This is a genomic window from Cellulomonas humilata, from assembly GCF_030814415.1.
GTDB classification, from domain to species: Bacteria; Actinomycetota; Actinomycetes; order Actinomycetales; family Cellulomonadaceae; genus Cellulomonas; species Cellulomonas humilata_A.
Window position 1 is genome coordinate 75,062 of record NZ_JAUSVB010000002.1, and the last position, 24,151, is coordinate 99,212.

Here is a 24,151-nt window from a genome sequence, read left to right on the forward strand (position 1 = left end):
CGACGTCCGAGCAGGTACGGCTCAGGGGCCGTACCTGCTCGGACGTCGTGCGTCCGGCTCCGGTCAGCGGCGGGCGGCGCGGGCTCCGCTGACGATCGACCCGACCAGCAGCGCCGTCCCGGCGACCGCGAGCAGGATGATCATCGCCAGCTGGAGGTCGATCGCGAAGCCGGCTGCCCAAGCGAGCAGGCCGACGCCGATCGCCGCGATGACCAGGCCCCAGACGACGGTGCCCACGCGCAGCCGGCGGCGCGGCGGGTCGGCCGGTGCCGGCTCGACGACCGGGGCGGGCGCGGCGACCGGGTCGGGCGCGACGCGGTCGGCGGGTGCCGGATCGGGCCGGTCGGTCGGCGCGTAGAGCGCACCGATGGGGGACGTGTACGCGGCGGGCTCGTCCTGAGACGACCAGGCGGTGGTGCTCGGGTACGGGCGGGCCTCCTCGGTGACCGGGAGCGCTCGCGTCTCGTCGGGCACGAGCACCGCGGTCTCGTCGGCGGCGGGCTCGCTCTCCTCGAGCGGGAGCACGGTGGTGTCGTCGGCGGTGCTCACGGTGGTGTCGTCGGTGACGATCACCGTCGTGTCGTCGTCGGTCGGCGTCTCCGTCGTGGGCTCCTGGTCGGTGACCGGCAGGGCGAGCGTCTCGTCGGCGTCGCGCGGGGTCTTGTCGGTGGGCATCAGTTCTCCTCGATGATCGAGACGTCGCCGGCGCCGATCTGGACCTGCAGCGCGAGCTGGGGTCCGTCGTCGTCGATCGCTCCGGTGGTGAAGGTGCGGGGGTTCAGGCCGACGCCGTCCACGCTCTTGCTCTCCCCGTCGACGTCCCAGCTCACGGTGCCCGCGCCGGCGTCGACATCGGCGGAGATGCTGGCATCGCTGGGGACGACGACGGTGAGGTCGCCGGCCGCGAGCGAGATGGGGACCACGAGGGTCTGGGAGGTCATCGGCACCTCGGTGAGGTCGATCGTGACGTCACCGAACCCGATGGAGTAGCCGTTCGCTGCGTCGGCACGGTCCGTCACGTAGATGGCACCGTCGGCCGAGAAGTCGTGCTGGGAGTCGCTCGACCAGACCCAGCTGGCGTTCTGCACGGCGCCGAGGGGCACCGCGACGAGGATGCCGACGACGGCCAGGCCGCCGAGGCCACCGCTGGTCCGGCCGCGCAGGCCGGAGACGATGATGCCCAGGCCGCAGAGCACGATGCCGATGCCGAGCGCGGTGAGGCCCACAGGACCGGTGAAGTCGCCCTGGCGTTCCGCGATGAGCAGGACCGCGAGGCTGAGCAGGCTCAGCGCGACGACGACACCGACGGTGCCGACCCCGGCGCCCGGGGTCCGCGGACGCGGCGGGGTGACCGGGCGCGGCGGCTGCACGGGACGCGGTGCCGGGGGAGCCGGTGCGTACGAGGCGGACCACGCCGCGGGGGCCGCCGGCGCCGGCGGCACGGGCTGCGCGTCGCCGACGGGGGCCGCGGCGGTGACCGGGCTGGCCGGGTACGACGCCGCGGGGTACGTCGTCGGGGACCCGTACGGCACGTACGGGCCGCTCGGCGGTCGCGGCTTCGAGGACTGCTGGTTGGAGACGATGGCGATCAGCATCACGATGCCGCCGACGACGGACACCCACAGGAGCGCCTGGACCCAGCCGGGAGGACCCCAGAAGAAGAACCAGTTGTCGCCGCGGCCGAAGCCGACGATGACGAACGCCAGCGCACCCAGCAGGGCGATGTCGAAGCGGCCGAGGATCATCTCCTCGAGGTGGATGCGACCGTCGCGGCGCTCGGGCAGCAGCGCCCAGGCGACGCCGTACGCGACGAGCCCGATCCCGCCGAGCAGCAAGGTGGCGAAGAAGATGCCGCGCACCAGGAGCGGGTCGATGCCGAACCGGTCACCGACGCCCCCGCTGACGCCGCCGATCCAGCGATCGTCGGACCGCGTGATGCCGAGACGGCGCACAGCGGTGAAGAAGCTGTTCGGCGCGTTCCCCGGCCGGTTGGTGTCGGTGGGGGGCTGGTCCGGCGCGGGGCTACCCGGTGCCGGGTCGGGTCCGGCAGCGCCGGTGGGAGTGCTCGTGTCCATGTCTCGATCCTGTCGGTCGCGCCGTGCGTACGGCATCGGGTGGTCCCCTGACCGCACCCTGAACCTGGTGCGCGGCACCCCTGAACCGACCCCGGACCCGACCCCGGAACGGCTCAGGGCATGTGACGATCGGACCGTGCACCCCGCCCCCACCGTCTCCGCGCCCCGCCGGCTGCCGCTGCGCCGACCCGCGCGCGGACGGATCGTCGGTGGCGTCGCGCTCGGGCTCGCCGCGCACCTCGACGTGGCGGTCGGCCTGGTGCGGCTGGCGTTCGTCGTGCTCACTCCCGTCGCCGGCGTCGGCGCCCTGCTGTACGTGTTCTGGTGGCTCGCGATCCCGGCCGGCGACCCGGCGGATGCGGCACAGGAGGTCCGACCGAGCGCGCTGACGCGGCTCGCGCGGCGGCAGGCCATCATCGAGCCGGGCCGACGCATCCCGGTGACGGACATCGCCATCGGCGGGCTCCTGGTCGTCGCAGCCGCCCTGCTGATCGCGGTCCGGTCCGGCGCGGACGTGCAGGCGGACTGGCTGCTGCCCGCAGTGATCGTCCTGGCGGGCCTCTGGCTGGCCTGGAGCCAGCTGGACGCCGTGCAGCGCGGTCGCCTGAAGGACCGGGCGGGCGGCCGGACGCCGGTCAGCCTGCTGCGGGTCGCCGGGGGGATCCTGCTCGCGGGCGTCGGGGTGCTGCTGTTCGTCGGGCTGGCCTCGGGCGAGGGTGTCGAGGCCGCGACGCTCGCGCAGTCGATCATCGCGGCCGTCGTCATGCTCGGCGGGGTGGCTCTGGTCCTGACCCCGTGGTGGCTGCGGCTGGTGCGGGAGCTCGGCGACGAGCGGGCCGCCCGCGCGCGGGAGTCGGAGCGCGCCGACATCGCGGCCCACCTGCACGACTCGGTCCTGCAGACCCTCGCCCTCATCCGGTCGCGGGCCGACGACTCCGCCGAGGTCGCCCGCATGGCGCGCGCCCAGGAGCGCGAGCTGCGCGAGTGGCTCTACGACGACCGTCCCGCGCCGGGCACCTCCGTCGCGGCGGCGCTGCGGGGGATCGTCGCCGAGGTCGAGGACTCCCGGTCCGGCCCGTCGGGTGACCCGGTGGCCATCGAGTCCGTCGTCGTCGGTGACCGCGTGCCCGACGCCGACACCGAGGCGCTGCTGCAGGCCACGCGCGAGGCGCTGGTCAACGCGGTGGTGCACGGCCGCCCGCCCGTGTCGCTGTACCTGGAGGTCGGCGCGTCGGAGGTCGAGGTGTTCGTGCGGGACCATGGCGACGGGTTCGACCTCGACGAGGTGGGCACCGACCGGTTCGGGGTGCGCGAGTCGATCATCGGGCGGGTACGTCGCCGGGGCGGCACGGCGAAGGTGACCAGCAGCCTGGAGCGCGGTACCGAGGTGCACCTGGTGGTGCCGATCCGGGCGACGGACGAACAAGGAGCGCAGCATGAGTGAAGCAGTCGAGGTGGTGCTCGTCGATGACCACCACATGTTCCGGACCGGGGTGAAGGCGTCGCTGGACGCCGGCGTGCGGGTCATCGGGGAGGCGGACACCGTCGACGAGGCGATCCGACTGGTCCGCGAGCTGAAGCCGCCGGTGGTGCTGCTCGACGTGCACCTGCCCGGTGGCGACGGCGGTGGCGGCGCCGAGGTCATCAAGGCCTGCACCGACCTGCTGGGCGAGACCCGGTTCCTCGCGCTGTCGGTGTCCGACGCGTCCGAGGACGTCGTCGCGGTGATCCGCGCGGGCGCTCGCGGCTACGTCACGAAGGCGATCGACGGCACCGACCTGTCCGACGCCGTCCGGCGTGTGGCCGGCGGCGACGCGGTCTTCTCGCCCCGGCTCGCGGGGTTCGTGCTCGACGCGTTCGGCGCGGCGGCCGGTGACGTGGCGATCGGCGACGACGAGCTGGACCGCCTCTCGGCACGGGAGCGCGAGGTCATGCGGCTCATCGCGCGCGGGTACTCCTACCGCGAGGTGGCCTCCGAGCTGTTCATCTCGATCAAGACCGTCGAGACCCACGTGTCCGCGGTGCTGCGCAAGCTCCAGCTGTCCAGCCGGCACGAGCTGACCCGCTGGGCCGCGGCGCGCCGGCTGCTCTGACGGTGCGGCTGCGCGTGGCGGCCTATGCCGTCATCGTCGACGGCGGTCGCGTGCTGCTCCCGCACTGGCCCGACGACGTCGTCGGGGGATGGACGCTGCCGGGCGGCGGGATCGAGCCGGGCGAGGACCCGGCCGACGCCGTCGTGCGCGAGGTGCTGGAGGAGACCGGCTACCACGTCGTGCTCGACGAGCTGCTGGGGATCGACTCGGTCGTGGTGCCGGCCGGTGAGCTCGTCGATCCGTCGCTCGGCGCGTTCCAGTGGCTCCGCATCCTCTACCGCGCGCACGTGGTCGGAGGCGAGCTGCGCGACGAGGCTGACGGCAGCACCGACGCGGTGGCCTGGTTCGGCCTCGCCGAGGTGCCGGGTCTCCGGCGGGTGTCGCTCGTCGACGTCGGGCTTCGCCTCGTCGACCTGCCCGAGCTGACGCGCTGAACAGTGGCCCGGCACGTGCTGTAATGTAGGTACGTGCCTACATGTGCGTCGATGGCTGGAACGAGGTGGCGGGGGTGCGCATGACATCGCGCGAGTTCAACCACGACGTGTCGGCGGCCAAACGTGCCGCTCGGACCGGCCCGGTCGTGATCACCGACCGGGGTGTCCCTTCTCACGTGCTCGTCACCTTCGACGACTACGAGCGGATGGCCGGCCCGCGCTGTCTGTTCAGTGATGCGCTGCGGATGGATGACGCGACGGACATCGACTTCGATCCGCCCCGTGTCGCCCTGTCAGCCGGCCCGGCCGACCTGTGAGCTTCCTGCTCGACACCAACGTGCTCTCCGAGCTTCGCAAGCCCGATGCTGACCGACGAGTTGTGGCGTGGGTCGACTCGCGGCCGAGCGCTGAGCTCTACGTCTCGGCGATGACGTTGTACGAGATCGAGCTCGGGATCCTGGCCCGGGAGCGTCGGGACCCGACCCAGGGGGCCCCCCTGCGCGCGTGGTTCATCGGCAAGGTGCTTCCACAGTTCGCGGAGCGGACGCTGCCGGTCGACGGTGCAGTCGCCGTGCGGGCAGCGGGCTTGTCTGATCCCGACCGACGACCGCACACCGACGGCCTGATCGCCGCTACGGCACTCGTTCACTCCATGGCGATCGTCACGCGCAACGTCCGCGACTTCGCAGGGATCCCCGGACTGGCGGTCGCGAACCCGTGGCAGCAGGCGCCCCGCTGACCGAACGGCTCGGCGGTGAGGCTCTAGGCTCCTGCGGGTGAAGCAACGCGTCGCCGCCTACGCCGTGATCGTCGAGTCCGGGCGGGTGCTGCTCCCGCACTGGGTCGAGGGTGGGCGCTCGGGGTGGACGCTCCCCGGGGGCGGCATCGATCCCGGCGAGCACCCCGCGGACGCCGCGGTGCGGGAGGTCCTGGAGGAGACCGGCTACCACGTGGAGCTCGACGAGCTGCTCGGCATCGACTCGATCGTCGTGCCGGCCGCCCTGCGCCTCGACCCCGACGAGGGTCCCCTGCACGGTCTGCGGATCGTCTACCTCGCGCACGTCGTCGGCGGCGAGCTGCGTGACGAGGTCGACGGCAGCACCGACGCGGCGGCGTGGTTCGACCTGGCCGACCTTCCCGCGCTCGACCGCGTGGAGCTGGTGGACATCGCCCTGCGGATGGCGGGGTACGCAGTGCTCGACGACGACGGCGAGACGACCCGTGCAGGTGGTCTGCTCAGCCTCGCCCGGCGGACCGGGGAGGCCGCCGACCCGTCCCTCTGAGGGCTACGTGTCGAGACCGTCGAGCGACCCGTACAGCGCCTGCAGGTAGGCGTCGGAGCGGGGGGAGCCGAGGATGCCCGGGGACATCCGGTTCATCACGTAGGCGAACGTGAGGCCGCGGTCGACGTCGTTGACGACGATCGACCCGCCCCAGCCGCCCCAGAACGCGACGCGTCCCTCGGGGATGTACGGGGTGCTCGCCGGGTTCGACACGGCGTAGCCGAGGCCGAACCGCAGCGGCAGGCCGAGGACGAGGTCGACGTTGTCGGTGTGCTGCGCGAACACCAGGTCGACGGTCTCGGGGGACAGCAGGCCGCCCCCGCCGTTGGTGAGCACGGACTGCGCCCGGGCCACCGAGCGGGCGTTGCCGTGGCCGCCCGCTCCGCCGATCCCGGCGGCCCGCCAGGCGCGGGTCCACGTGATGGAGGCATCGAGGCCCGGACCGCCGAGGGTGCGACGCGCGGGGGCCTCGGGCGGCAGCAGGGACAGGTCGAGCTGGGACGGGGGAGGCGGGACGACGTTGCTCACGCGGCCGTCCTGCGACTCGGGCAGACCCAGCCAGAAGTCGGCGCCGAGAGGCTCGGCGATCTCGGCGCGGAAGTACTCGCCCAGGGTGCGGCCGGTGACGCGCAGGACGAGCTCGCCCACCAGGTGGCCGTAGTCGAGCAGGTGGTAGCCGGACAGCGTGCCCGGCGGCCACCAGGGCGCCTGCGCCGCGAGGCGGGCTGTCGCCGTGGGGACGTCGAGGATGTCCTCGCCCGTGACGGGCTGGTCCCAGCCGGAGACGCCCGAGGTGTGCTGGAGGATGTGCCTGACCAGCACGCCCTCCTTGCCGGCGGCCTTGAACTCCGGCCAGTACGTGCCGACGCGCTCGTCGGGGTCGAGCAGGCCGCGGTCGACGAGGACGAGCGCCGTCAGCGACGTCATGGTCTTGGAGATCGACCACACGTTGGTGAGCGTGTCCGCGGTCCACGGCGTCGTCCGCGCCTCGTCGGCCCAGCCGCCCCAGAGGTCGAGCACCAGCGTGCCGCGCTCGACGACGGCGAGGCTCGCCCCCAGCTCTGCGCCGGTGTCGAGGCGCTGCTGGAACGTGTCGCGCAGGGCGGAGAACCGCTCCTCGGCGGAGCCCTGGACCGGTGTGCTCGTCATCGAGCGTCTCCCTGACATCGGCAATGGTGTGTACTGTGGCGGCAACATACCGCGCGGTCGGTATGCCTGACAACGAGGTCAACTCCTGGAGGTACGCGTGCAGATCGTCGGCGCGGTGCTCGAACGCTCCGGTGCGCCCGCGCCGTTCGCGCAGTCGAGGCCGTTCACCGTCGGACCCCTGGAGCTGGACTCTCCCGGGCCGGGCGAGGTGCTGGTCCGCATCGAGGCCGCCGGGGTGTGCCACTCCGACCTGTCCGTCGTCGACGGCAACCGCGTCCGGCCGACGCCGATGCTGCTGGGCCACGAGGCCGCGGGGATCGTCGAGGCTCTGGGCGACGGCGTCGACGACCTGGCCGCGGGCGACCGCGTCGTCATGACCTTCCTGCCCCGCTGCGGCGACTGTCCTGAGTGCGCGACCGACGGGCGGCTGCCGTGCCGGGTGGGCAGCGCAGCGAACGGCCTCGGACTGCTCGTCGGCGACCACCGACGGCTCTCCCGGGACGGCGAGCCCGTCCACCACCACCTCGGCGTCTCCGCGTTCGCCAGCCACGCGGTGGTCAGCCGCACGTCCGTCGTCCGGGTCGACGCCGACGTCCCGCCGGAGGTCGCGGCGCTGCTCGGCTGCGCGGTGCTCACCGGCGGCGGCGCGGTGGTCAACGCCGGCCGTCCGCGGGAGGGTGACACGGTGATGGTCGTGGGGCTCGGAGGCGTGGGCATGGCCGCCCTGCTCGTCGCCGTCGCGCTCGGGTTCGAGGTCATCGGCGTCGACGCGCTCTCGGACAAGCTCGACGCCGCGCGGTCGAACGGCGCGTCCGCCGTCTTCACGCCCGCCGCCCTGGCGGTGGCCGGCGTCCGAGCCCCGGTCGTCATCGAGGCGGCCGGCAACGCCCGCGCGTTCGAGACCGCGCTCGCGGCCACCTCGCCGGGCGGCACGACGGTGACGGTCGGCCTGCCGGCGCCGGACGCCCGCGCGTCGGTCAGCCCGCTGACGCTGACCGCCGAGGCGCGGACCGTCGTCGGCAGCTACCTGGGGTCCGCCGTCCCGGCGCGCGACATCCCGCTCTACGTCGACCTGTGGCGCTCCGGGCGGCTGCCGCTCGAGCGCCTGGTCTCTTCCCGCATCACCCTGCACGACCTCGACGTCGCCATGGACCGCCTCGCGGCCGGTGGCGAGCTCCGCCAGCTGATCGTTCTCGACGAAAGGACTCACCTGTGACCAGAACTGCCCTCGTGACCGGAGCTGCTCGTGGCATCGGCGCCGCGACCGCCCTCCGGCTCGCCGCCGACGGGTTCCGCGTCGCCGTCCTCGACCTGCGCGAGCAGGACTGCGAGGAGACGGTCGACGCCATCCGCGCAGCCGGCGGGGACGCGCTCGCGCTCGATGCCGACGTGGGCGACACCGATGCCGCCGCCGCGGCCGTCGCGCGCGTCGTCGACGAGCTCGGAGCCCCCACCGTCCTGGTCAACAACGCCGGGATCCTGCGCGACAACCTGCTGTTCAAGATGACCGAGAACGACTGGGACTCGGTGATGTCGGTGCACCTGCGCGGGGCGTTCCTCATGACCCGCGCGGTGCAGAAGCACCAGGTCGAGGCGGGCTGGGGGCGGATCGTCAACCTGTCGAGCACGTCCGCGCTGGGCAACCGCGGGCAGGCCAACTACGCGACGGCCAAGGCGGGCATCCAGGGCTTCACCAAGACGCTCGCGTTCGAGCTGGGCCGGTACGGGATCACCGCCAACGCGGTGGCGCCCGGGTTCATCGGGACCGACATGATCCGGCAGACGGCCGAGCGGATGCACATCACGTACGAGCAGTTCGTCGAGGCGGCCGCCAAGGAGATCCCGGTCGGACGCATCGGGGTGCCCGAGGACATCGCGAACGCCGTGTCGTTCTTCTGCTCCGAGGCCGCGGGCTTCGTCAACGGGCAGGTCCTCTACGTGGCGGGCGGTCCGAAGGCATGATCGCGGTCGCGACGCCGGGCGGCCTGGTCGACGTGATCGGGCAGTCCGTCACCGCCGACGCGTGGTTCGCCATCGACCAGGACCGCATCGACGCGTTCGCCGACACCACCGACGACCACCAGTGGATCCACGTCGACCCGGTCAGGGCGGCGCAGGGCCCGTTCGGGGCGACCGTCGCGCACGGGTACCTGACCCTGTCCCTGATCCCGTCGCTGACCGACGGGCTGGTGGAGGTCGGCGGGACGGGTCTGGTGGTCAACTACGGGCTCGACAAGGTCCGGTTCCTGCAGCCGGTGACGGCGGGCTCGCGGATCCGGGCGTCGTCGACGGTGACGTCCGCCGAGCCGACGGCGCAGGGCGTCCGCGCGACCTTCACGATCACGGTCGAGATCGAGGGCGCGACGAAGCCGGCGCTGATCGCGGAGACGGTCGTCCTCTACTTCGCAGCCTGACCACAACGTCCGAGGAAGTGAGCGCTGGAGCAGCCACTTCCTCGGACGTTGTCGGTGCTACGAGACGCGCTCGACCACCATGGCCATGCCCTGGCCGCCGCCGACGCACATGGTCTCCAGGCCGAACGTCGCGTCGCGCACCGCCAGGCCGTGCAGGAGGGTGGTGGTCAGCCGGGCGCCGGTGCTCCCGAACGGGTGGCCGACAGCGATCGCGCCGCCGTGCACGTTCAGCTTCTCGTGGTCGATCCCGAGCGCCCGCGCCGACGGCAGCACCTGCGCGGCGAACGCCTCGTTGAGCTCGACCAGGTCGATGTCGTCGATGGTGAGACCCGCGCGGGCCAGCGCCATCAGGGAGGCGTCGACCGGTCCGAGGCCCATGATCTCCGGCGACAGCCCGCTGACCCCGGTGGAGACGATGCGGGCCAGCGGGGTGAGGCCGAGCTCGTCGACGATCCGGTCGCTGACCACGACGATCGCGGCGGCGCCGTCGTTGAGCGGGCAGCAGTTGCCGGCCGTGACCGTGCCGTCCGGCCGGAACACCGGGTTCAGACCGGCCAGCGACTCGACGGTGACACCGGCGCGGGGGCCGTCGTCGGCGGACACGACCGTGCCGTCCGCCAGGGTCACCGGGGTGATCTCGTCGGCCCAGAACCCGTTGGCCAGCGCCTTCTCGGCGCGGTTCTGGCTGAGCGCCGCGAACGTGTCCTGCTCGGCGCGCGTGGTGCCGGTGAGCGCGGCGACGTTCTCCGCCGTCTGCCCCATCGCGATGTACGCGTCGGGGAGCAGGCCGGTCTCGCGCGGGTCCACCCACGCCTCGGACGTCGCGGCGCGCTCGGCGGTCCGGGCGACGGCGTCGCCGAACCGCGGGTTCTCGAGCGAGGCCCCCGGGATGTAGTCCGAGTTCCCGATCGCGGACCGGCTGACGCACTCGACGCCCGCGGAGACGAACACGTCGCCCTCGCCGGCCTTGATCGCGTGGAACGCCATCCGGGTGGTCTGCAGCGACGACGAGCAGTACCGGTTGACGGTCGTGCCGGGCACGCCGTCGAGCCCCAGGAGGACCGAGACGATCCGGGCCATGTTCATGCCCTGCTCGCCGCCGGGCATGCCGCAGCCGAGCAGCAGGTCCTCGACGCGACCGGGGTCGAGCTCGGGGACCTGCGCGAGGGCCGCGCGGACCATGGACGCGGCGAGGTCATCCGGCCTGACCGATGCGAGTGAGCCCTTGAACGCGCGGCCGATCGGGGAGCGGGCGGTCGCGACGATGTACGCCTCGGCCATCAGACGAACGCCGCGATGCCGGTGATGGCACGCCCCACGATGAGGTTGTTCATGTCGTGGGTCCCTTCGAACGAGTAGACGGCCTCGGCGTCGGCCATGTAGCGGGCGACGCCGTGGTCGAGCTGGATGCCGTTGCCGCCGAGCGTCTCGCGGCAGAGGGCCACGGTCTCGCGCATGACGGACGTCGTGTACGCCTTGGCGAGTGCCGAGTGCTGGTCGAGCTGGCGGTCCTCGTCCTGGAGCTGGGAGACCCGCACGCACATCGCGATGCTCGCGGTGATGTTGCCGAGACACCGGGCGAGCCGGTCCTGGACCAGCTGGAACGACGCGATCGGCTTGCCGAACTGCTCGCGCTCGAGCGCGTACCTGACGGTCGCCTCGTAGGCGCCGACGGAGACCCCGACCGCCTGCCACGCGACCTCCGCGCGCGTCAGCCGCAGCACGATGGCGACGTCCTTGAACGAGTGGATGTTGGGCAGCCGGTCCGACTCGTCCACGACCACCCCGTCGAGCAGGATGTCGGCGTTCTGCACGGTGCGCAGCGCCTGCTTGCGCTCGATCTTCGTCGCGGTGAACCCGGGGGTGCCGCGGCGGACCAGGAAGCCCTTGACCTGGTCGTCGGCGGTGTCGCGCGCCCAGATGACGACGACGTCCGCGAACGTGGCGTTCCCGATCCAGCGCTTGGCGCCGTTGAGCACCCACGTGTCGCCGGTGCGGTGCGCGGTCGTGCGCAGGCCGCGGGCGGTGTCGGAGCCGGAGAGCGGCTCGGTGAGCCCGAAGCCGCCGATCACCTCGCCCCTCGCCATCGGCGGGAGCCACTCGGCGCGCTGCTCGGGGGAGCCGCCGACGCCGATCGCGCCCATCGTCAGCCCGTTCTGGACGCCGACGAACGTCGCGAAGCCGGGGTCGACCCGCGCGAGCTCGAGCGCGACCCACCCGCGGTACAGCGCGGTGTTCTCGAAGCGCTTGGTCTCTGGCCACACCGGCCCGAGCATGCCGAGCCGCCCGACCTCGGGGATGAGGTGCATCGGGAACTCGGCGCGGTCCCAGTAGTCGTCGGCGATGGGACGCAGCTCCCGCTCCAGGAACTCCCGGATCTCCATGACGTGCGCGTTCTCGTCCGGGGTGAGGAGGCCCTGGAACGAGTAGAAGTCGCTCGTCAGGAGGGCATGGGACAGGTCAGTTTGAGTCACGTCATGGCTCCGCTCATGGATCGGCTCTGATCTCACCCTCGAGTGTGCATCATTTTCCGAGATGTTGCATAGCCCCCGGCGAGGAGGAGTAGGTTGCCGCCATGTCGAACCTTGGCGTGATCGGAGACGGGCTCGGCCGCATCGGCACCCGCGTCGCTCCCTCGTGGCTGTCCCAACGGCTGGAGGACGGTGAGCACGCGGACGCGGTGCGGGCGTTCGTCGCCGCCCGCGCGACCTTCATCGAGGGTGCGCGCATCGACATGGGCCGTCTGGCGAGCAAGCTCGGCGTCGACCGGACCTCGCTGTTCCGCTGGGTGGGCAACCGCGACGCGCTGCTCTCCGAGGTCCTCTGGTCGCTCGCCGTCCCCACGCTCGAGCAGGCCGAGGCCGCGACGCGCGACACCGAGGGAGCCGCACGGGTGTCCGCGGTCCTCACGCACTTCGCCGGCGACCTCATCACCGCCGACTACTTCCGCGGCTTCCTCCAGCGCGAGCCGGCCCGGGCCCTGCGCCTGCTGACGACGAAGGAGAGCGAGATCCAGCGGCGGTACGTCGCGGTCGTCGAGGCCCTCGTGCGCCAGGAGCTGGGCGAGCAGCCGTTCGGTCGCGGGGTGACCGCGCACGACCTCGCCTACCTGCTGGTCCGCATCTCGGAGTCGTTCACCTACGCGGACCTGATCAACGGCGACCGGCCCAGCGCGGAGCGAGCGCGCGCGGCCTTCGAGCTGGTGCTGCGGCCATGACGTACCCGCACATGGCCCCCTTCTCGACCCGCTGGAACGACAACGACGTCTACGGCCACCTCAACAACACCGTCTACTACGAGGCGATGGACACGACGATCAACGCCTGGCTCATGGGGTCCGCCGGCCTGGACCCGACCGGCGGTGGTCCGATCGGCGTCTGCGTGTCGTCGTCGTGCGAGTTCAAGGCCTCCGCCGCGTTCCCCGAGCCGCTGGAGGTGGGTCTGCGGGCCGGTCGGGTGGGGACGTCGAGCGTGACGTGGGAGCTCGGCATCCTGCGCGAGGGCGAGCTGCTGGCCGAGGGCCGGTTCGTGCACGTCTTCGTCGACGACGAGACCCGCCGGCCCGTACCGATCCCCGACGGGATCCGTGCCGCGATCGAGCGCGACCTGGTCGTCTGATCCGGTAGCATACCGACCGGGCGGTATGACGACGTGCCACCCGGAGAGGTGGTCGACGATGACCCGACGCATGCCGGACCCACCCGGGCTCGACGTCGCGCAGCTGGAGGCGTACCTGCGCCGTGAGCACCCCGGCGTGGTGGGCGACGGCACGTTGTCCGCGCGGGTCATCGCGGGCGGGCGCAGCAACCTCACGTACCGGGTCGACGGGGGCCTGCGGCCGCTCGTGGTCCGGCGGCCGCCGCTCGGGCACGTGCAGACCACCGCGCACGACATGGCCCGCGAGCACCGGGTCATCTCGGCACTGCAGGGATCTCGCGTGCCGGTCCCGCCGGTCGTCGCCCTGGTCGACGACCCGACGGCCGGTACGGGCGGCGTCTTCTACGTCATGGCCCTCGTCGAGGGCACCGTGCTCGCCCACCCGTCGCAGAACACCACGTACACCGCCGACGAGCTGCGCGCCGTGAGCCTCGAGCTGGCCACCCTGCTCGCCGAGCTCCACGCGATCGATCCCGACCAGGTCGGGCTGACGGACCTGGGCCGGGCCGACGGGTATCTCGACCGCCAGCTGCGCCGCTGGCGCACCCAGCTGGACGGCTCGCGCTCGCGGCCGGTGCCGGTCCTCGACGACCTGCAGGACCGACTCGCCGAGCGCGTCCCGACCACCCGGCGCAGCAGCATCGTGCACGGCGACTACCGCCTGGACAACGTGCTGGTGGGAAGGTCGACCAGCAGCAGCCCGCGCATCACCGCGATCCTCGACTGGGAGATGGCGACGCTCGGCGACTCGGCCGTCGACCTGGGCATGCTCGGCCTCTACTGGCACATCCGTCGGATCGAGGGCGGAGGCAGCGTCGCGCCCAGCGCGGTCGACCCGGCCGCCGGCTACCCGGACTTCGACGAGCTGGTCGACGCCTACAGCGCCCGCCTGGGCAGCAGCGTCCCGGAGCTCGGCTGGTACCGGGCGTTCGCCGCGTACAAGCTCGCCGTGATCCTCGAGGGCATCCACTTCCGGTTCCTCGGCGGCGACACGGTGGGGGAGGGCTTCGACAAGATCGGCGCCCTCGTCACGCCGCTGGCCGACGAGGGTCTCGCGCAGCTGGCGGGGGTGGTGCGCTGATGGACTTCGCCCCCGACGCCGTGACGGTCGACATCGTCGCGCGCGCGCAGAGGTTCCTCGACGAGCACGTCTACCCGGCCGAGCCGGTGCTGGAGGCCGAGCTGGCGGCGACCCCCACCGAGTGGGGCACGCGGCCGGTGGTCCGGCACCTGCAGCAGCTCGCCAGCGAGCAGGGCCTGTGGAACCTGTTCCTGCCGAGCGTCCTGAGCACCCTCCAGTACGCCCCCGTCGCGGAGCTCACCGGTCGCAGCCCACGCCTCGCTCCGGCCGCGTTCAACTGCGCTGCGCCGGACACCGGGAACATGGAGCTGCTCACCGAGTTCGGCACGCCCGAGCAGAAGGAGGAGTGGCTCGAGCCGCTCCTGGACGCCGAGATCCGGTCCGCGTTCTGCATGACCGAGCCCGACGTGGCCTCGTCGGACGCGTCCCAGATCGCCACCCGCATCGTCCGCGACGGCGACGAGTACGTGATCACCGGCCGCAAGTGGTGGTCGACGGGCGCGATGAACCCCGACTGCGCGCTGCTGGTCGTCATGGGCGCCACCGACCCGACGGCCGAGCGGCACCGTCGCCAGAGCATGGTCCTGGTCCCGCGGGACACCCCGGGGGTACGGATCGTGCGGCCGCTGACGGTGTTCGGCTACGACGACCGCGACCACGGCGGGCACGCCGAGATCCTCTTCGAGGACGTGCGCGTGCCGGTGGGCAACATCCTCGCCGGCGAGGGACAGGGCTTCGCCATCGCGCAGGCCCGCCTCGGCCCCGGCCGGATCCACCACTGCATGCGGTCGCTCGGGATGGCGGAGCGTGCGATGGACCTCGTCGTCGAGCGTGCGACGTCGCGGATCGCGTTCGGCAAGCCGCTGGCCGACCAGGGCGTCGTGCGCGAGTGGGTGGCCGAGTCCCGCCTCCAGGTCGAGGCGCTGCGGCTGCTGGTGCTCAAGACCGCCTGGCTCATGGACACGGTCGGCAACCGTGCCGCCATGACCGAGATCCAGGCCATCAAGATCGCGGTCCCGCGGGCCGTGCAGCAGATCCTCGACCGCGCCATCCAGCTCTTCGGCGCGGCCGGCCTGTCCGGCGACCAGCCGCTGGCCGAGATGTTCGCCGCCGCCCGGGCCCTGCGCCTGGCGGACGGTCCGGACGAGGTCCACCTCGCCTCACTGGGGCGAGCCCAGCTCTCCAAGGGAAAGGGAAACCGATGACACACGACGCAGCCCTCGACGGTGCGGGCTACGGGAGCATGTCGGTCGCGGCGATCCTCGCCGAGACCGCCCACCGCACCCCCGACCGCGCGGCGTTCTTCCTGGGCGACCAGGTGGTCCGCTACGGCGAGCTCTGGGACCAGACCCGCGCCTACGCCGGTGCCCTGCGCGCCCGCGGGATCGGTCCGGGTGACCGCGTCGCGATGATCGTGCCGAACGTGCCCGACTTCGCCCGCGTCTACTACGGCGTGCTGGCCCTCGGCGCTGTCGTCGTGCCGGTCCACCTGCTGTTCAAGGCCGAGGAGATCGAGTTCGTCCTGCGCGACTCGGGCGCGACGATCCTGGTGGCCGCGGCACCGATGCTCGCCGAGGCCGCCCCCGCGGCCGCACGGGTGGGCATCCCGCTGCTGACCGTGCTGGTGCCGGACGGCATGGCGGTCCCGTTCCCGCGCCTGGAGGACGAGGCGGCGGCGTCCGACGCGATCGACCTGTACGAGTCGGTGCACCCCATCAGCCCCGCCACGATCCTGTACACCAGCGGCACGACGGGCCGGCCCAAGGGGGCCGTCGGCTCGCACATGGCGATCATCGAGCAGGTCAACGTGGCCCTGATCGACCTGTTCGACATGGTGCGCGACGACGTCGTGTTCGGCGGCCTGCCGCTGTTCCACACGTTCGGCCAGGTGTCGGTGATGAACACCGCGTTCCGCCGGGGGGCCGCGGTGATCCTGCTGCCCAAGTTCGACCCCGACCAGGCGCTCGCGCAGATGGTGCAGCACGGTGCGACGGTGTTCACGGCGGTCCCGACGATGTACATCGGGCTCATCCAGGCCGCCGCGCGCAGCACCGCCCGGCCGCCGCTGCGGTACGCCGTCTCCGGCGGTGCCGCCCTGCCCGTCGCCGTGCTGGAGGCGTTCGCCCGGGACTTCGGCGCCGAGGTGCACGAGGGCTACGGCCTGACCGAGACGTCGCCGGCCGTCGCGTTCAACCACGTGGGCGAGCCGATCCGGCCCGGCACCGTGGGGCGCCCGCTGTGGGGTGTTGACATCGAGATCGCGGACGCGAACATCGACGACCGCATCGTGCGCCTGCCCGCCGGTGAGCTGGGCGAGATCGTCGTGCGCGGCCACGCCCTGTTCAAGGGGTACCTGGGCAACCCGGACGCGTCGGCCGCCGCCGTGGTCGACGGCTGGTTCCGCACCGGTGACCTGGGCACCAAGGATGCCGACGACATCGTCACGATCGTCGACCGCAAGAAGGACATGATCGTCCGCAACGGCTACAACGTGTACCCGAGCGAGGTCGAGGACGTCATGATGCGGCACCCGGCCGTCGCGTTCGCCGCGGTCTTCGGGCTTCCCGACGAGGCGCGCGGCCAGGAGGTCCACGCGGCGGTCGTGCTCCTCGACGAGCACGACGCGACGCCCGAGGAGCTGGTCGCGTTCGTGCAGGAACGGATCGCGGCGTACAAGTTCCCGCGCGTCGTCCACCTGGTCGACGCCCTCCCGCTCGGGGGCAGCGGCAAGGTGCTCAAGCGCGAGCTCGTGGCCCAGTTCTCGACCGCGTCGGCCGACGCCTGACAGGCACAGAAGAGGCCCGGTCCCCTCGTGGGGGACCGGGCCTCTCGCTGCGCGGGGTGTCAGGCGGTCGGGATGCCGTCGCCCTCGAGCGCCACGGCCTCGCCCGTGTAGGGCTCGACCGGGCCGTTGCCGGCGTCCGTCGTGTAGATCTCGCCGTCGACGTAGTCCTGGACGCCCTTGTCGACCACCGTGATGCCGACGCCCTCGAACGCAGCGTGGCTGTCCTTGGAGAAGCTCAGCGGCACGATGCCGTTGCCCGCCAGGGCGCCCACCTCGAGCGCGTCGAGGAGGCTCTCGCGCGTCGGGTCGTCGCCCGCCTTGGCCAGGGCCTGCGCGAACAGGTAGCCCACCGACATCCCGAAGATGGTGTTGCCGCTGAACGGTGCGCCGTCGTTGTACTCGTCGTTGATCTCCTGGAAGAGCGAGACCCACTCGTCGTCCGGGCTGAACGGCAGGTAGTTGGAGCTGACGAAGCCCTGGAGCAGCAGCGGTGCGATGTCCTCGCCGAGGTAGCCGGCCAGCGTCGGGTAGTCGCCGCCCGACGACGACGACACCCACTGAGCGCCGTACTTCATCTTGGCGGCCGTGCCCAGCGCGAGCGCCGTGAAGCCGTTGACCGTGGCGAGGAAGTTGACCTCGCAGCCGGCCGCCTGCATGGCGCCGATCTGCGCGACGACGTCCTGCACGGACACCGAGTAGGTCTGCGTGGAGGCGAGCCCGTCGGCGCCGAGCACCTGCACGAGCCCGGTGGTGAAGTCGGTGCCGAAGTCGTCGTCCTGGCCCAGGACGCAGAACGTCTTGTCCGGCCACGTCTCCTGGGCGTAGGTGGCCAGCGCCTTGGCCTCGACGATGTAGTTGGCGTTGTACGCGAACGTGTACGGGAACGTGCCGGGCTGGTCCCACTTGGGGCTGCCCGAGGCGACGAACAGGTCCGGCACCTCGTTCTCGTTGAGGTAGTCGACCACCGCGGAGTGCGTGGGCGTGCCCAGGCCGTTGATGACCGCGAAGACCTCGTCCTCCTGGACCAGCTCGCGGACCACGGTCGAGGTGGTGGCCGGGTTGTAGCCGTCGTCCTTGACGATGTACTCGATGCTGCGGCCGTTGATCCCGCCGTTGTCGTTGACGTACTCGAAGTACGCCTTCGTCGCCGCCGAGATGGACGAGTAGCCCGCCGCAGCGGGGCCGGTGAGGGGAGTGTGGGTGCCGACGGTGACCGTGTCCTCGCTGATCCCGGGAGAGGGCTCCGGGGTGCTGCAGGCGGCGAGGCCGGCGGCGACGAGGGCGGTGGTGGCGATCAGCGCGACGGACCGGGAGCGTTGTGACATCGGTGTCACCTCTGTTCTTCGGTAGGGACGAGGACCTTGCGCGGTGCGGGTTCTTCGGTGGGGCGGGGACCGTCTCCGGTGGGACGACGGCTGGTGCGGCGACGCCGGGCGACGAGCGCCCCGTGCAGGCCGTGCGGGGCGACCGCCATCACGGTGATGAGCAGGAGCCCGAAGACGAGGACCGCGAGGTTCCCGTCGAGTCGCTGGGCGGCGTCGGCCGGGAGGCTCGACGTGAGCCGGCCGATGAGCCAGGGAAGGAGCACGATGACCACGGAGCCGAGCGCGGCGCCGAGGATGCTGCCCAGACCGCCGATGACGACCGCGACCACGAGCAGCAGGGAGAACCCGACGGTGTAGGCGCCGGGGCTGACGGCCTGCGCGACGAAGCACAGGACGCCGCCGCCGACCCCCGCCGCGACCGAGCTGGCGGTGAACGCGAGGACCTTCACGCGGCCGGCCGGGATGCCGCTCAGCCGTGCGGCCACCTCGTCGTCGCGGACCGCGAGCATCCGCAGCCCGAACCGCCCACCGCGCAGCACGGTCAGACCGGTCACGACGGCCGCCGTGACGACCACGGCCACCATCGCCTGCCACTGCTCGAGCGCGACGACCCGGCGCAGGGCGTCGGGCACCCCCTCGAACGGGATCTGCACCCCCTGGTCGCCGTGCAGCGCGGTCGACCAGGTGGAGGCCACCGCCGGCAGGGCGACCACGACGGCGAGCGTGAGACCCGCCAGGTACGGCCCGGACAGCCGCGCGGCGGCCAGCCCCAGGAGCAGGCCGACGACCGCGCTCGCGAGCGCCCCGACCAGCAGAGCGAGTACGAAGGCCGGGATACCGCCGAACGGCAGCGCGTTGGTGGTCAGGGCGAACCCGTACCCGCCGACCGCCATGAGCGCGGCGTGGCCGAGCGAGAGCTGACCGGTTGCGCCGACGAGCACGGTGAGCCCCGCGGTCGCGCACAGGTACGCCGCGACGAGAGCGAGCTGGTAGTTGCGGAACGGGTCGAGCGCGAACGTGCCGCCCAGGGCGACGACGGTCCATCCCGCCGCGACCAGCAGCGTGCGCAGGAGCGGTCGCTGTCCGGGAAGCCTCTGCCGGCCGTTCATGCGCGCCTCGCCTCCGCCGCCGCGAACAGGCCTGCCGGTCGCAGGAGGAGCACCAGCACCAGCAGGACGAGCACGGCGATCGGCACCAGGCCCGCGCCGAGGTAGCCGGTCACCAGGCTCATCGCGATGCCGACGACCACCCCGCCGACCAGTGCGCCGACGGGCGAGTCGAGCCCGCCGACCACGGCGACGGTGAAGCCGAGCACGAACAGCGAGTCGGTCGCGTGCGGGTTCAGGCCGAGGCTCGTCGGCACCAGGAGCAGCGCCGCGAGGGACCCGACGACGCTCGACAGGACCCACCCGACGGTGACGGTGCGCGACACCCGGACGCCGAGCAGGCGGGACACCTCGGGGGCGAACGCAGCCGCGCGCATCTGCAGGCCCAGTGAGGTCCACCGGAACAGGACGGCCAGCGCGCCCATCACCACCACGGCGACGACCAGCACGAACAGGTCGTAGGGGGAGAGCAGCGGCACCCCGCCGACGACGATCGCGCGGTCGTCGAACGGCACGCGCATCGGCCGGTAGTCGGGCCCGAAGATGATCCCGAGCGCCGACTGCAGCACCATCACCAGCCCGATGGCCAGGATGACGCCGGACAGCGGCGAGGCCGGCGACGCGAACCGCATGACCCCGCGCTCGACGGCGAACCCGAGCAGCCCGCCCGCGAGCAGCGCGGCGAGCAGACCCAGCCAGTAGCTGCCGGTCAGCGACGTCACCTCGAACGCGACGTACGTGCTGACCACCGCCATGGCGCCCTGCGCGAAGTTGACGACCCGGGCCCCGCGCCAGATCAGGACGAGCGCGAGGGCGAACAGCGCGAGGACGGCACCGCGCGCCAGGCCGGTGCCCAGGAGGAAGACGAGTCGGTCCATCAGAACCCCAGGTACGCGTGGCGGAGGCGGTCGTCGGCGGCGAGCTCGTGGGCGGGCCGGGACGCCACGACCTCACCGAGCCCGAGGACGACGCCGTGGTCGGCGACGGACAGCGCACCGACGACGTTCTGCTCGGCGAGCAGGACGGTCAGGCCGGTGCGGTCGGCCAGGCTGCGCAGGACCCCCATGATCTGGGCGACCACGCGCGGGGCGAGCCCGAGCGACGGCTCGTCGAGCAGCAGGACCGAGGGTCGAGCGACGAGCGCCCGGCCGAGCGCGAGCATCTGCCGCTCGCCGCCGGAGAGCTGGTGACCCGCGTTGTTCCTGCGCCGGGCCAGCGGCTCGAACAGCGCGTAGACCTCGTCGACGGCCGCGCGGCGGTCCGGCCCCCGCCAGAGGCCGCCGAGCCGCAGGTTCTCGTCGACCGTCAGCTCCGCGACGACGCCGCGGCCCTCGGGGATGTGGGCGAGCCCGCGCCGGACCCGGTCCTCGACGCTCACTCCGGCGAGGTCCTGCCCGTCGAGGCGGATGCTCCCGCGGGTGAGGGGGACCAGGGCGGACAGGGTCCGCAGGAGGGTGGTCTTGCCCGCGCCGTTGGCGCCGACGAGGGCGACGATGCTGCCCGCCGGCACGTCGAGTTCGACGTCGCGCAGGACCGGCGCGCCGCCGTAGCCGACGGTCAGTCCCCGCACCTCCAGGAGCGCGCTCACAGGATCGTCACCTCGATACCTCTATTCCTAGGTATGCCTCGTCGACCGCCGGGTCCCCGGCGACCTCGTCCGGCGTGCCGGACGCGATCACCCGCCCGAAGTCGAGGACGACGACGCGGTCGCACACGCTCATGACGAAGTCGACGTGGTGCTCCACCAGCAGGACGGCGCAGCCGGTGGCGGCGGTGCGCCGGATCAGGTCGCCGAGCGCGGCGATGTCCTCGGAGCCCAGGCCGCCGGCGGGCTCGTCGAGCAGGAGCAGGCTCGGCTGCGCGACGAGCGCCCGGGCGAGCGCGACCTTCTTCTGCTCCGGATAGGGCAGGTCGCCCACCGGGCGGTCGGCGTGACCGGCGAGGTCGAGCGCGTCGAGCTGGCGCTGCGCGTCCGTGCCGGGGTCGTGGGCACCGAGACGCCCGGCGAGCACGTTCTCGCGGACGGTCAGGCCGCGGAACAGGCCCAGGCCCTGGAGCGTCCGGGCGACGCCGCGGGCGGACAGTCGCGTCGGGTCGGGGGGCAGCGGGACGCCGTCGACGGTGATCGTGCCTGCGCTGGGGCGGACCAGCCCGCACACGGCGTTGAACAGGGTCGTCTTCCCGGCACCGTTCGGGCCGATGAGGCCGACGACCTCACCCTCGCGCACCTCCAGGCTCACGTCGTCGAGGGCGCTCAGCCCCCCGAAGCGCACGCTCAGGCCGTGGATGGACAACCGGGGACTGCGTGGCTCACCGCCCGTTCGGACGGGCGTCATCTGTGCAGACATCGGCACCTCTTTGTGTCGGTGAGGACGAAAGTACAACAGAAACCGACCGGACGGTATGCTCACGAGGACACGGTTCGATCACGCCCGAGAAGCACAGGATCAGGAGTGCGGGACGCCGGCGATCATGCCGCCGTCGACCACCAGCTCGGTGCCCGTCGTGTAGGCGGAGTCGTCGCTCGCGAGGAAGACGACCGTGCCCGCGACGTCCGCCGGCAGCGCCGGCCGACCCAGGGGGATCGGCACCGCGGTCGGGTCCATTCGCGAGGTCATCGTCGTCTGCACGAAGCCCGGGTGCACGGAGTTGACCCGGATCCCGTCCGGACCCAGCTCGACCGCGAGCGACTTGGTCAGGCCGCGCACGCCGAACTTCGAGGCCACGTAGCCGTGCAGGTGGGAGCCGCCGAGCATGCCCTCGACCGACGAGATGTTGACGATGGACCCGCGGCCGGCGGTCTTCATCGTCGGGACGACCGCCTGCACGCCCAGGAACACTCCCGTGAGGTTGACCGCGATGACCGCGTCCCACTTGGCCAGCGGATAGTGGTCGATCGGCCCGGCGTTCGCGATGCCCGCGTTGTTGACCAGCACGTCGACCGTGCCGAACGCCGCGCGGGTGGCCTCGACCGTGGCGGCCCAGCTCTCGGGCGACGTCACGTCCAGGTGGGTGGCCAGCGCGCGGTCACCCAGCTCGGCGACGAGCCGACCGGCGTCGTCGTCGAGCAGGTCCGCGATCACGACGCTCGCGCCCTCGGCGTGCAGCGCGCGGGCGAATGCCTCACCGAGCCCGCGCGCGCCGCCGCTGACGATCGCGACCCGCCCGTCGAGCCTCATGAGACGCGCACCACGAGACGCCCGGTCGTGGCGCCGTCCGCCAGGCGCTGCACGGCCCGCGCGGCGTCCTCGAACGCGACCACCTCACCGACCACCGGCCGGACCTGTCCGGCGTCGACCAGCCGGGTCAGCTCGACGTGCGCGGCGTCGACCAGCTCCGGTCGGCGCTGCGCGTAGAGCGCCCAGTGCAGCCCGAGGACGCCGTAGTTCTTCACCAGCGCGTGCCCTGCGTTGACGGCCTGGATGGTCCCGCCCGCGAAGCCGACCACGACGATCCGCCCCTCGAACGCGATGCACTTGGTGGACTGCTCGAACGCGGTGCCGCCGACGGGGTCGAACACCACGTCGACGCCCGTACCGCCGGTCTCGGCCTTGACCACGGCGACGACGTCCTGCGTCGACCGGTCGACGACGACGTCCGCGCCGGCCTTCCGCGCGACCTCCGCCTTCGCGGCGCTGCCGACCACCCCGATCACCCGGGCTCCCGCGGCGGCGCCCAGCTGGACCGCGGCGGTCCCGACCCCGCCCGCGGCGGCGTGCACCAGGAGCGTCTCGCCCGGCTGCAGGACCGCGCGCCGGTGCAGCCCGAACCACGCGGTCTGGTACCCGATCGTCAGGGCGGCGGCCTCGGCGTTTTCGAGCGCGCTGGGCGCCGGGAAGACCTCGCGCCCGTCGAGCACGGCCAGCTCCGACAGGACGCCGATCCGCGACCCGACCACGCGGTCGCCGAGCGCCGCGCGCGTGACGCCGTCGCCGACGCCGACCACCTCGCCGCACAGCTCGATCCCGGGGGAGAAGGGCAGCGGCGGCCGCACCTGGTACTCCCCCCGGGCCAGCAGGACGTCGGGGAAGTTCACCGCGACCGTGCGCACGCGGACGAGCACCTGCCCCGGGCCGGGCGTCGGGTCCGGGACCTCAGCGATCTGGAGGACGTCGGTGGGCTCGCCGTACCGCACCACCTGCCAGGCGCGCACCCGCTCAGGCCTTGATCGCGACGAGGAAGAGGTCGGTCAGCTGCTGCGCGAGGAGCGCCTTGTCCTCGGGGCCCTCGGGGGAGTACCAGTTCGACAGGTAGTGCACGTCGGAGAAGAAGTGGGCGACCAGGACCGCGCGCGGGATGTCCGTCCGGTAGAGGCCCTCCTCCTGGCCGCGCTCGATGAGGCTCGCGAACACGTCGTGGTACTGCCGGCGGCGGCGGGTGACCTCCTTCTGGCGCGGCTCCGAGAGCATGTGCACGCTGCGGAAGAACACGGTTCCCTCGGGGAGGAAGTCGATCGAGGTCTCGATGACGTCGACGCACACGTCGTGCAGCGTCTGCGCGGTGGGGGTGCCGCGGCCGACGATCTCCTCGAGGTGGCTGGTCTGCAGCGAGAGCATCCGCTCGTACACCGAGAAGAGGAGGTCGTCCTTCGACTCGAAGTAGTGGTACATCGCGCCCTTGGTGACGCCGGCTGCTTCGACGATCTGCTGCACCGAGGTGTTGGCGTACCCCTGGGTGGAGAACAGGTCGACGGCAGCGCGCGTGATGTCGTCGACGACGCTGGAGGTTGCCATGGGTGCCTCTCGTTCT

26 protein-coding genes and 1 pseudogene are annotated in these 24,151 nt (G+C 72.5%); 14 read left to right on the plus strand and 13 right to left on the minus strand.

Annotation, left to right across the window (positions count from 1 at the left end):
• Positions 1-63: 63 nt before the first annotated feature.
• Together J2X26_RS06505 and J2X26_RS06510 are read right to left on the minus strand one after the other, a co-directional pair.
• Positions 64-675 carry a hypothetical protein gene (locus J2X26_RS06505; protein ID WP_307490820.1) on the minus strand — a complete coding sequence of 204 codons (612 nt, stop codon included), beginning with the start codon at positions 673-675 and terminating at the stop codon, positions 64-66.
• Positions 675-2,075, minus strand: a complete 1,401-nt coding sequence (locus J2X26_RS06510) for a PspC domain-containing protein (RefSeq protein WP_307490821.1) — start codon at positions 2,073-2,075, stop codon at positions 675-677. Before J2X26_RS06510 ends, J2X26_RS06505 begins: the two co-directional genes overlap by 1 nt.
• Before the next feature lie 136 nt (positions 2,076-2,211).
• Here J2X26_RS06510 and J2X26_RS06515 point away from each other — a divergent pair, with 136 nt between their 5' ends.
• The 6 genes and pseudogenes from J2X26_RS06515 to J2X26_RS06540 all read left to right on the plus strand — a co-directional run.
• Complete coding sequence (locus tag J2X26_RS06515) at positions 2,212-3,519, plus strand: ATP-binding protein (RefSeq protein ID WP_307490823.1); 1,308 nt, start codon at positions 2,212-2,214, stop codon at positions 3,517-3,519.
• Entirely contained in the window at positions 3,512-4,168 is a 657-nt protein-coding gene (locus J2X26_RS06520) for a LuxR C-terminal-related transcriptional regulator (protein WP_307490824.1), read from the plus strand. The genes J2X26_RS06515 and J2X26_RS06520 overlap by 8 nt, the downstream gene beginning before the upstream one ends.
• Positions 4,169-4,182: 14 nt before the next feature.
• On the plus strand, positions 4,183-4,602 hold the full coding sequence (locus tag J2X26_RS06525; protein WP_307490826.1) for an NUDIX hydrolase: 420 nt from the start codon (positions 4,183-4,185) through the stop codon (positions 4,600-4,602).
• 41 nt (positions 4,603-4,643) lie between these two features.
• On the plus strand, positions 4,644-4,919 hold the full coding sequence (locus J2X26_RS06530) for a type II toxin-antitoxin system prevent-host-death family antitoxin (RefSeq protein ID WP_307490827.1): 276 nt from the start codon (positions 4,644-4,646) through the stop codon (positions 4,917-4,919).
• Entirely contained in the window at positions 4,916-5,341 is a 426-nt protein-coding gene (locus J2X26_RS06535; protein WP_307490829.1) for a type II toxin-antitoxin system VapC family toxin, read from the plus strand. Before J2X26_RS06530 ends, J2X26_RS06535 begins: the two co-directional genes overlap by 4 nt.
• 37 nt (positions 5,342-5,378) lie before the next feature.
• A pseudogene (locus J2X26_RS06540) lies at positions 5,379-5,789 on the plus strand (NUDIX hydrolase); the annotation flags it as partial.
• Positions 5,790-5,888: 99 nt separating this feature from the next.
• Here J2X26_RS06540 and J2X26_RS06545 read toward each other — a convergent pair.
• Positions 5,889-7,034, minus strand: a complete 1,146-nt coding sequence (locus J2X26_RS06545; RefSeq protein WP_307490831.1) for a serine hydrolase domain-containing protein — start codon at positions 7,032-7,034, stop codon at positions 5,889-5,891.
• 97 nt (positions 7,035-7,131) lie between these two features.
• On the opposite strand from J2X26_RS06545, the gene J2X26_RS06550 reads away from it, so the two are divergent.
• Genes J2X26_RS06550 through J2X26_RS06560 form a run of 3 tightly spaced genes read left to right on the plus strand, consistent with a single transcriptional unit; the run spans position 7,132 to position 9,448 of the window.
• Positions 7,132-8,250: an alcohol dehydrogenase catalytic domain-containing protein gene (locus J2X26_RS06550; RefSeq protein ID WP_307490832.1), complete on the plus strand. Its 1,119-nt coding sequence runs from the start codon at positions 7,132-7,134 to the stop codon at positions 8,248-8,250.
• On the plus strand, positions 8,247-8,996 hold the full coding sequence (gene fabG / locus J2X26_RS06555; RefSeq protein ID WP_307490833.1) for a 3-oxoacyl-ACP reductase FabG: 750 nt from the start codon (positions 8,247-8,249) through the stop codon (positions 8,994-8,996). The genes J2X26_RS06550 and fabG overlap by 4 nt, the downstream gene beginning before the upstream one ends.
• Positions 8,993-9,448: a MaoC family dehydratase gene (locus J2X26_RS06560; protein WP_307490835.1), complete on the plus strand. Its 456-nt coding sequence runs from the start codon at positions 8,993-8,995 to the stop codon at positions 9,446-9,448. Before fabG ends, J2X26_RS06560 begins: the two co-directional genes overlap by 4 nt.
• A gap of 57 nt (positions 9,449-9,505) precedes the next feature.
• On the opposite strand, the gene J2X26_RS06565 is transcribed toward J2X26_RS06560, so the two are convergent.
• Positions 9,506-10,729, minus strand: coding sequence for an acetyl-CoA C-acetyltransferase (locus tag J2X26_RS06565; protein WP_307490836.1), 1,224 nt, complete (start codon positions 10,727-10,729; stop codon positions 9,506-9,508).
• A complete protein-coding gene (locus J2X26_RS06570) occupies positions 10,729-11,907 on the minus strand; it encodes an acyl-CoA dehydrogenase family protein (RefSeq protein WP_439897836.1) in 1,179 nt (392 codons plus the stop codon). The genes J2X26_RS06565 and J2X26_RS06570 overlap by 1 nt, the downstream gene beginning before the upstream one ends.
• Positions 11,908-12,023: 116 nt before the next feature.
• Between J2X26_RS06570 and J2X26_RS06575 the strand changes: the two genes are divergently transcribed.
• The 5 genes from J2X26_RS06575 to J2X26_RS06595 are packed head-to-tail and all read left to right on the plus strand — an operon-like array spanning position 12,024 to position 16,971.
• Positions 12,024-12,665 (plus strand): QsdR family transcriptional regulator, encoded by a 642-nt coding sequence (locus J2X26_RS06575; protein WP_307490838.1) that lies wholly within the window; start codon positions 12,024-12,026, stop codon positions 12,663-12,665.
• Positions 12,662-13,066: an acyl-CoA thioesterase gene (locus tag J2X26_RS06580; protein ID WP_307490840.1), complete on the plus strand. Its 405-nt coding sequence runs from the start codon at positions 12,662-12,664 to the stop codon at positions 13,064-13,066. Before J2X26_RS06575 ends, J2X26_RS06580 begins: the two co-directional genes overlap by 4 nt.
• Before the next feature lie 58 nt (positions 13,067-13,124).
• Positions 13,125-14,186, plus strand: a complete 1,062-nt coding sequence (locus tag J2X26_RS06585; protein WP_307490841.1) for a phosphotransferase family protein — start codon at positions 13,125-13,127, stop codon at positions 14,184-14,186.
• A complete protein-coding gene (locus J2X26_RS06590) occupies positions 14,186-15,391 on the plus strand; it encodes an acyl-CoA dehydrogenase family protein (RefSeq protein WP_307490843.1) in 1,206 nt (401 codons plus the stop codon). The genes J2X26_RS06585 and J2X26_RS06590 overlap by 1 nt, the downstream gene beginning before the upstream one ends.
• Complete coding sequence (locus J2X26_RS06595) at positions 15,388-16,971, plus strand: AMP-binding protein (RefSeq protein ID WP_307490844.1); 1,584 nt, start codon at positions 15,388-15,390, stop codon at positions 16,969-16,971. The genes J2X26_RS06590 and J2X26_RS06595 overlap by 4 nt, the downstream gene beginning before the upstream one ends.
• Positions 16,972-17,030: 59 nt before the next feature.
• Here J2X26_RS06595 and J2X26_RS06600 read toward each other — a convergent pair whose 3' ends face one another.
• The 8 genes from J2X26_RS06600 to J2X26_RS06635 form a co-directional block, all read right to left on the minus strand.
• A complete protein-coding gene (locus tag J2X26_RS06600; RefSeq protein ID WP_307490846.1) occupies positions 17,031-18,296 on the minus strand; it encodes an ABC transporter substrate-binding protein in 1,266 nt (421 codons plus the stop codon).
• 5 nt (positions 18,297-18,301) lie between these two features.
• Positions 18,302-19,405: a branched-chain amino acid ABC transporter permease gene (locus J2X26_RS06605; protein ID WP_307490847.1), complete on the minus strand. Its 1,104-nt coding sequence runs from the start codon at positions 19,403-19,405 to the stop codon at positions 18,302-18,304.
• Positions 19,402-20,280: a branched-chain amino acid ABC transporter permease gene (locus J2X26_RS06610; protein WP_307490849.1), complete on the minus strand. Its 879-nt coding sequence runs from the start codon at positions 20,278-20,280 to the stop codon at positions 19,402-19,404. Before J2X26_RS06610 ends, J2X26_RS06605 begins: the two co-directional genes overlap by 4 nt.
• Positions 20,280-20,990: an ABC transporter ATP-binding protein gene (locus J2X26_RS06615; RefSeq protein ID WP_307490851.1), complete on the minus strand. Its 711-nt coding sequence runs from the start codon at positions 20,988-20,990 to the stop codon at positions 20,280-20,282. Before J2X26_RS06615 ends, J2X26_RS06610 begins: the two co-directional genes overlap by 1 nt.
• Before the next feature lie 7 nt (positions 20,991-20,997).
• Positions 20,998-21,750 carry an ABC transporter ATP-binding protein gene (locus J2X26_RS06620; protein ID WP_307490852.1) on the minus strand — a complete coding sequence of 251 codons (753 nt, stop codon included), beginning with the start codon at positions 21,748-21,750 and terminating at the stop codon, positions 20,998-21,000.
• Between the two features lie 99 nt (positions 21,751-21,849).
• A complete protein-coding gene (locus tag J2X26_RS06625) occupies positions 21,850-22,581 on the minus strand; it encodes a glucose 1-dehydrogenase (RefSeq protein ID WP_307490853.1) in 732 nt (243 codons plus the stop codon).
• Entirely contained in the window at positions 22,578-23,555 is a 978-nt protein-coding gene (locus J2X26_RS06630; RefSeq protein ID WP_307490854.1) for an NADPH:quinone oxidoreductase family protein, read from the minus strand. Before J2X26_RS06630 ends, J2X26_RS06625 begins: the two co-directional genes overlap by 4 nt.
• A gap of 4 nt (positions 23,556-23,559) precedes the next feature.
• A complete protein-coding gene (locus J2X26_RS06635) occupies positions 23,560-24,135 on the minus strand; it encodes a TetR/AcrR family transcriptional regulator (protein WP_307490855.1) in 576 nt (191 codons plus the stop codon).
• Positions 24,136-24,151: the final 16 nt, after the last annotated feature.

Excerpts from the sequence above, each read along its gene's own strand:
- J2X26_RS06590 (WP_307490843.1), top strand. The coding sequence starts at position 14,186 with ATGGACTTCGCCCCCGACGCCGTGACGGTCGACATCGTCGCGCGCGCG.
- J2X26_RS06595 (WP_307490844.1), top strand. The coding sequence starts at position 15,388 with ATGACACACGACGCAGCCCTCGACGGTGCGGGCTACGGGAGCATGTCG.
- J2X26_RS06565 (WP_307490836.1), bottom strand. The coding sequence starts at position 10,729 with ATGGCCGAGGCGTACATCGTCGCGACCGCCCGCTCCCCGATCGGCCGC.
- J2X26_RS06580 (WP_307490840.1), top strand. The coding sequence starts at position 12,662 with ATGACGTACCCGCACATGGCCCCCTTCTCGACCCGCTGGAACGACAAC.
- J2X26_RS06625 (WP_307490853.1), bottom strand. The coding sequence starts at position 22,581 with ATGAGGCTCGACGGGCGGGTCGCGATCGTCAGCGGCGGCGCGCGCGGG.
- J2X26_RS06610 (WP_307490849.1), bottom strand. The coding sequence starts at position 20,280 with ATGGACCGACTCGTCTTCCTCCTGGGCACCGGCCTGGCGCGCGGTGCC.
- J2X26_RS06620 (WP_307490852.1), bottom strand. The coding sequence starts at position 21,750 with ATGTCTGCACAGATGACGCCCGTCCGAACGGGCGGTGAGCCACGCAGT.
- J2X26_RS06530 (WP_307490827.1), top strand. The coding sequence starts at position 4,644 with ATGTGCGTCGATGGCTGGAACGAGGTGGCGGGGGTGCGCATGACATCG.
- J2X26_RS06605 (WP_307490847.1), bottom strand. The coding sequence starts at position 19,405 with ATGAACGGCCGGCAGAGGCTTCCCGGACAGCGACCGCTCCTGCGCACG.
- J2X26_RS06560 (WP_307490835.1), top strand. The coding sequence starts at position 8,993 with ATGATCGCGGTCGCGACGCCGGGCGGCCTGGTCGACGTGATCGGGCAG.
- J2X26_RS06545 (WP_307490831.1), bottom strand. The coding sequence starts at position 7,034 with ATGACGAGCACACCGGTCCAGGGCTCCGCCGAGGAGCGGTTCTCCGCC.
- J2X26_RS06505 (WP_307490820.1), bottom strand. The coding sequence starts at position 675 with ATGCCCACCGACAAGACCCCGCGCGACGCCGACGAGACGCTCGCCCTG.
- J2X26_RS06510 (WP_307490821.1), bottom strand. The coding sequence starts at position 2,075 with ATGGACACGAGCACTCCCACCGGCGCTGCCGGACCCGACCCGGCACCG.
- J2X26_RS06575 (WP_307490838.1), top strand. The coding sequence starts at position 12,024 with ATGTCGAACCTTGGCGTGATCGGAGACGGGCTCGGCCGCATCGGCACC.
- J2X26_RS06520 (WP_307490824.1), top strand. The coding sequence starts at position 3,512 with ATGAGTGAAGCAGTCGAGGTGGTGCTCGTCGATGACCACCACATGTTC.
- J2X26_RS06635 (WP_307490855.1), bottom strand. The coding sequence starts at position 24,135 with ATGGCAACCTCCAGCGTCGTCGACGACATCACGCGCGCTGCCGTCGAC.
- J2X26_RS06600 (WP_307490846.1), bottom strand. The coding sequence starts at position 18,296 with ATGTCACAACGCTCCCGGTCCGTCGCGCTGATCGCCACCACCGCCCTC.
- J2X26_RS06585 (WP_307490841.1), top strand. The coding sequence starts at position 13,125 with ATGACCCGACGCATGCCGGACCCACCCGGGCTCGACGTCGCGCAGCTG.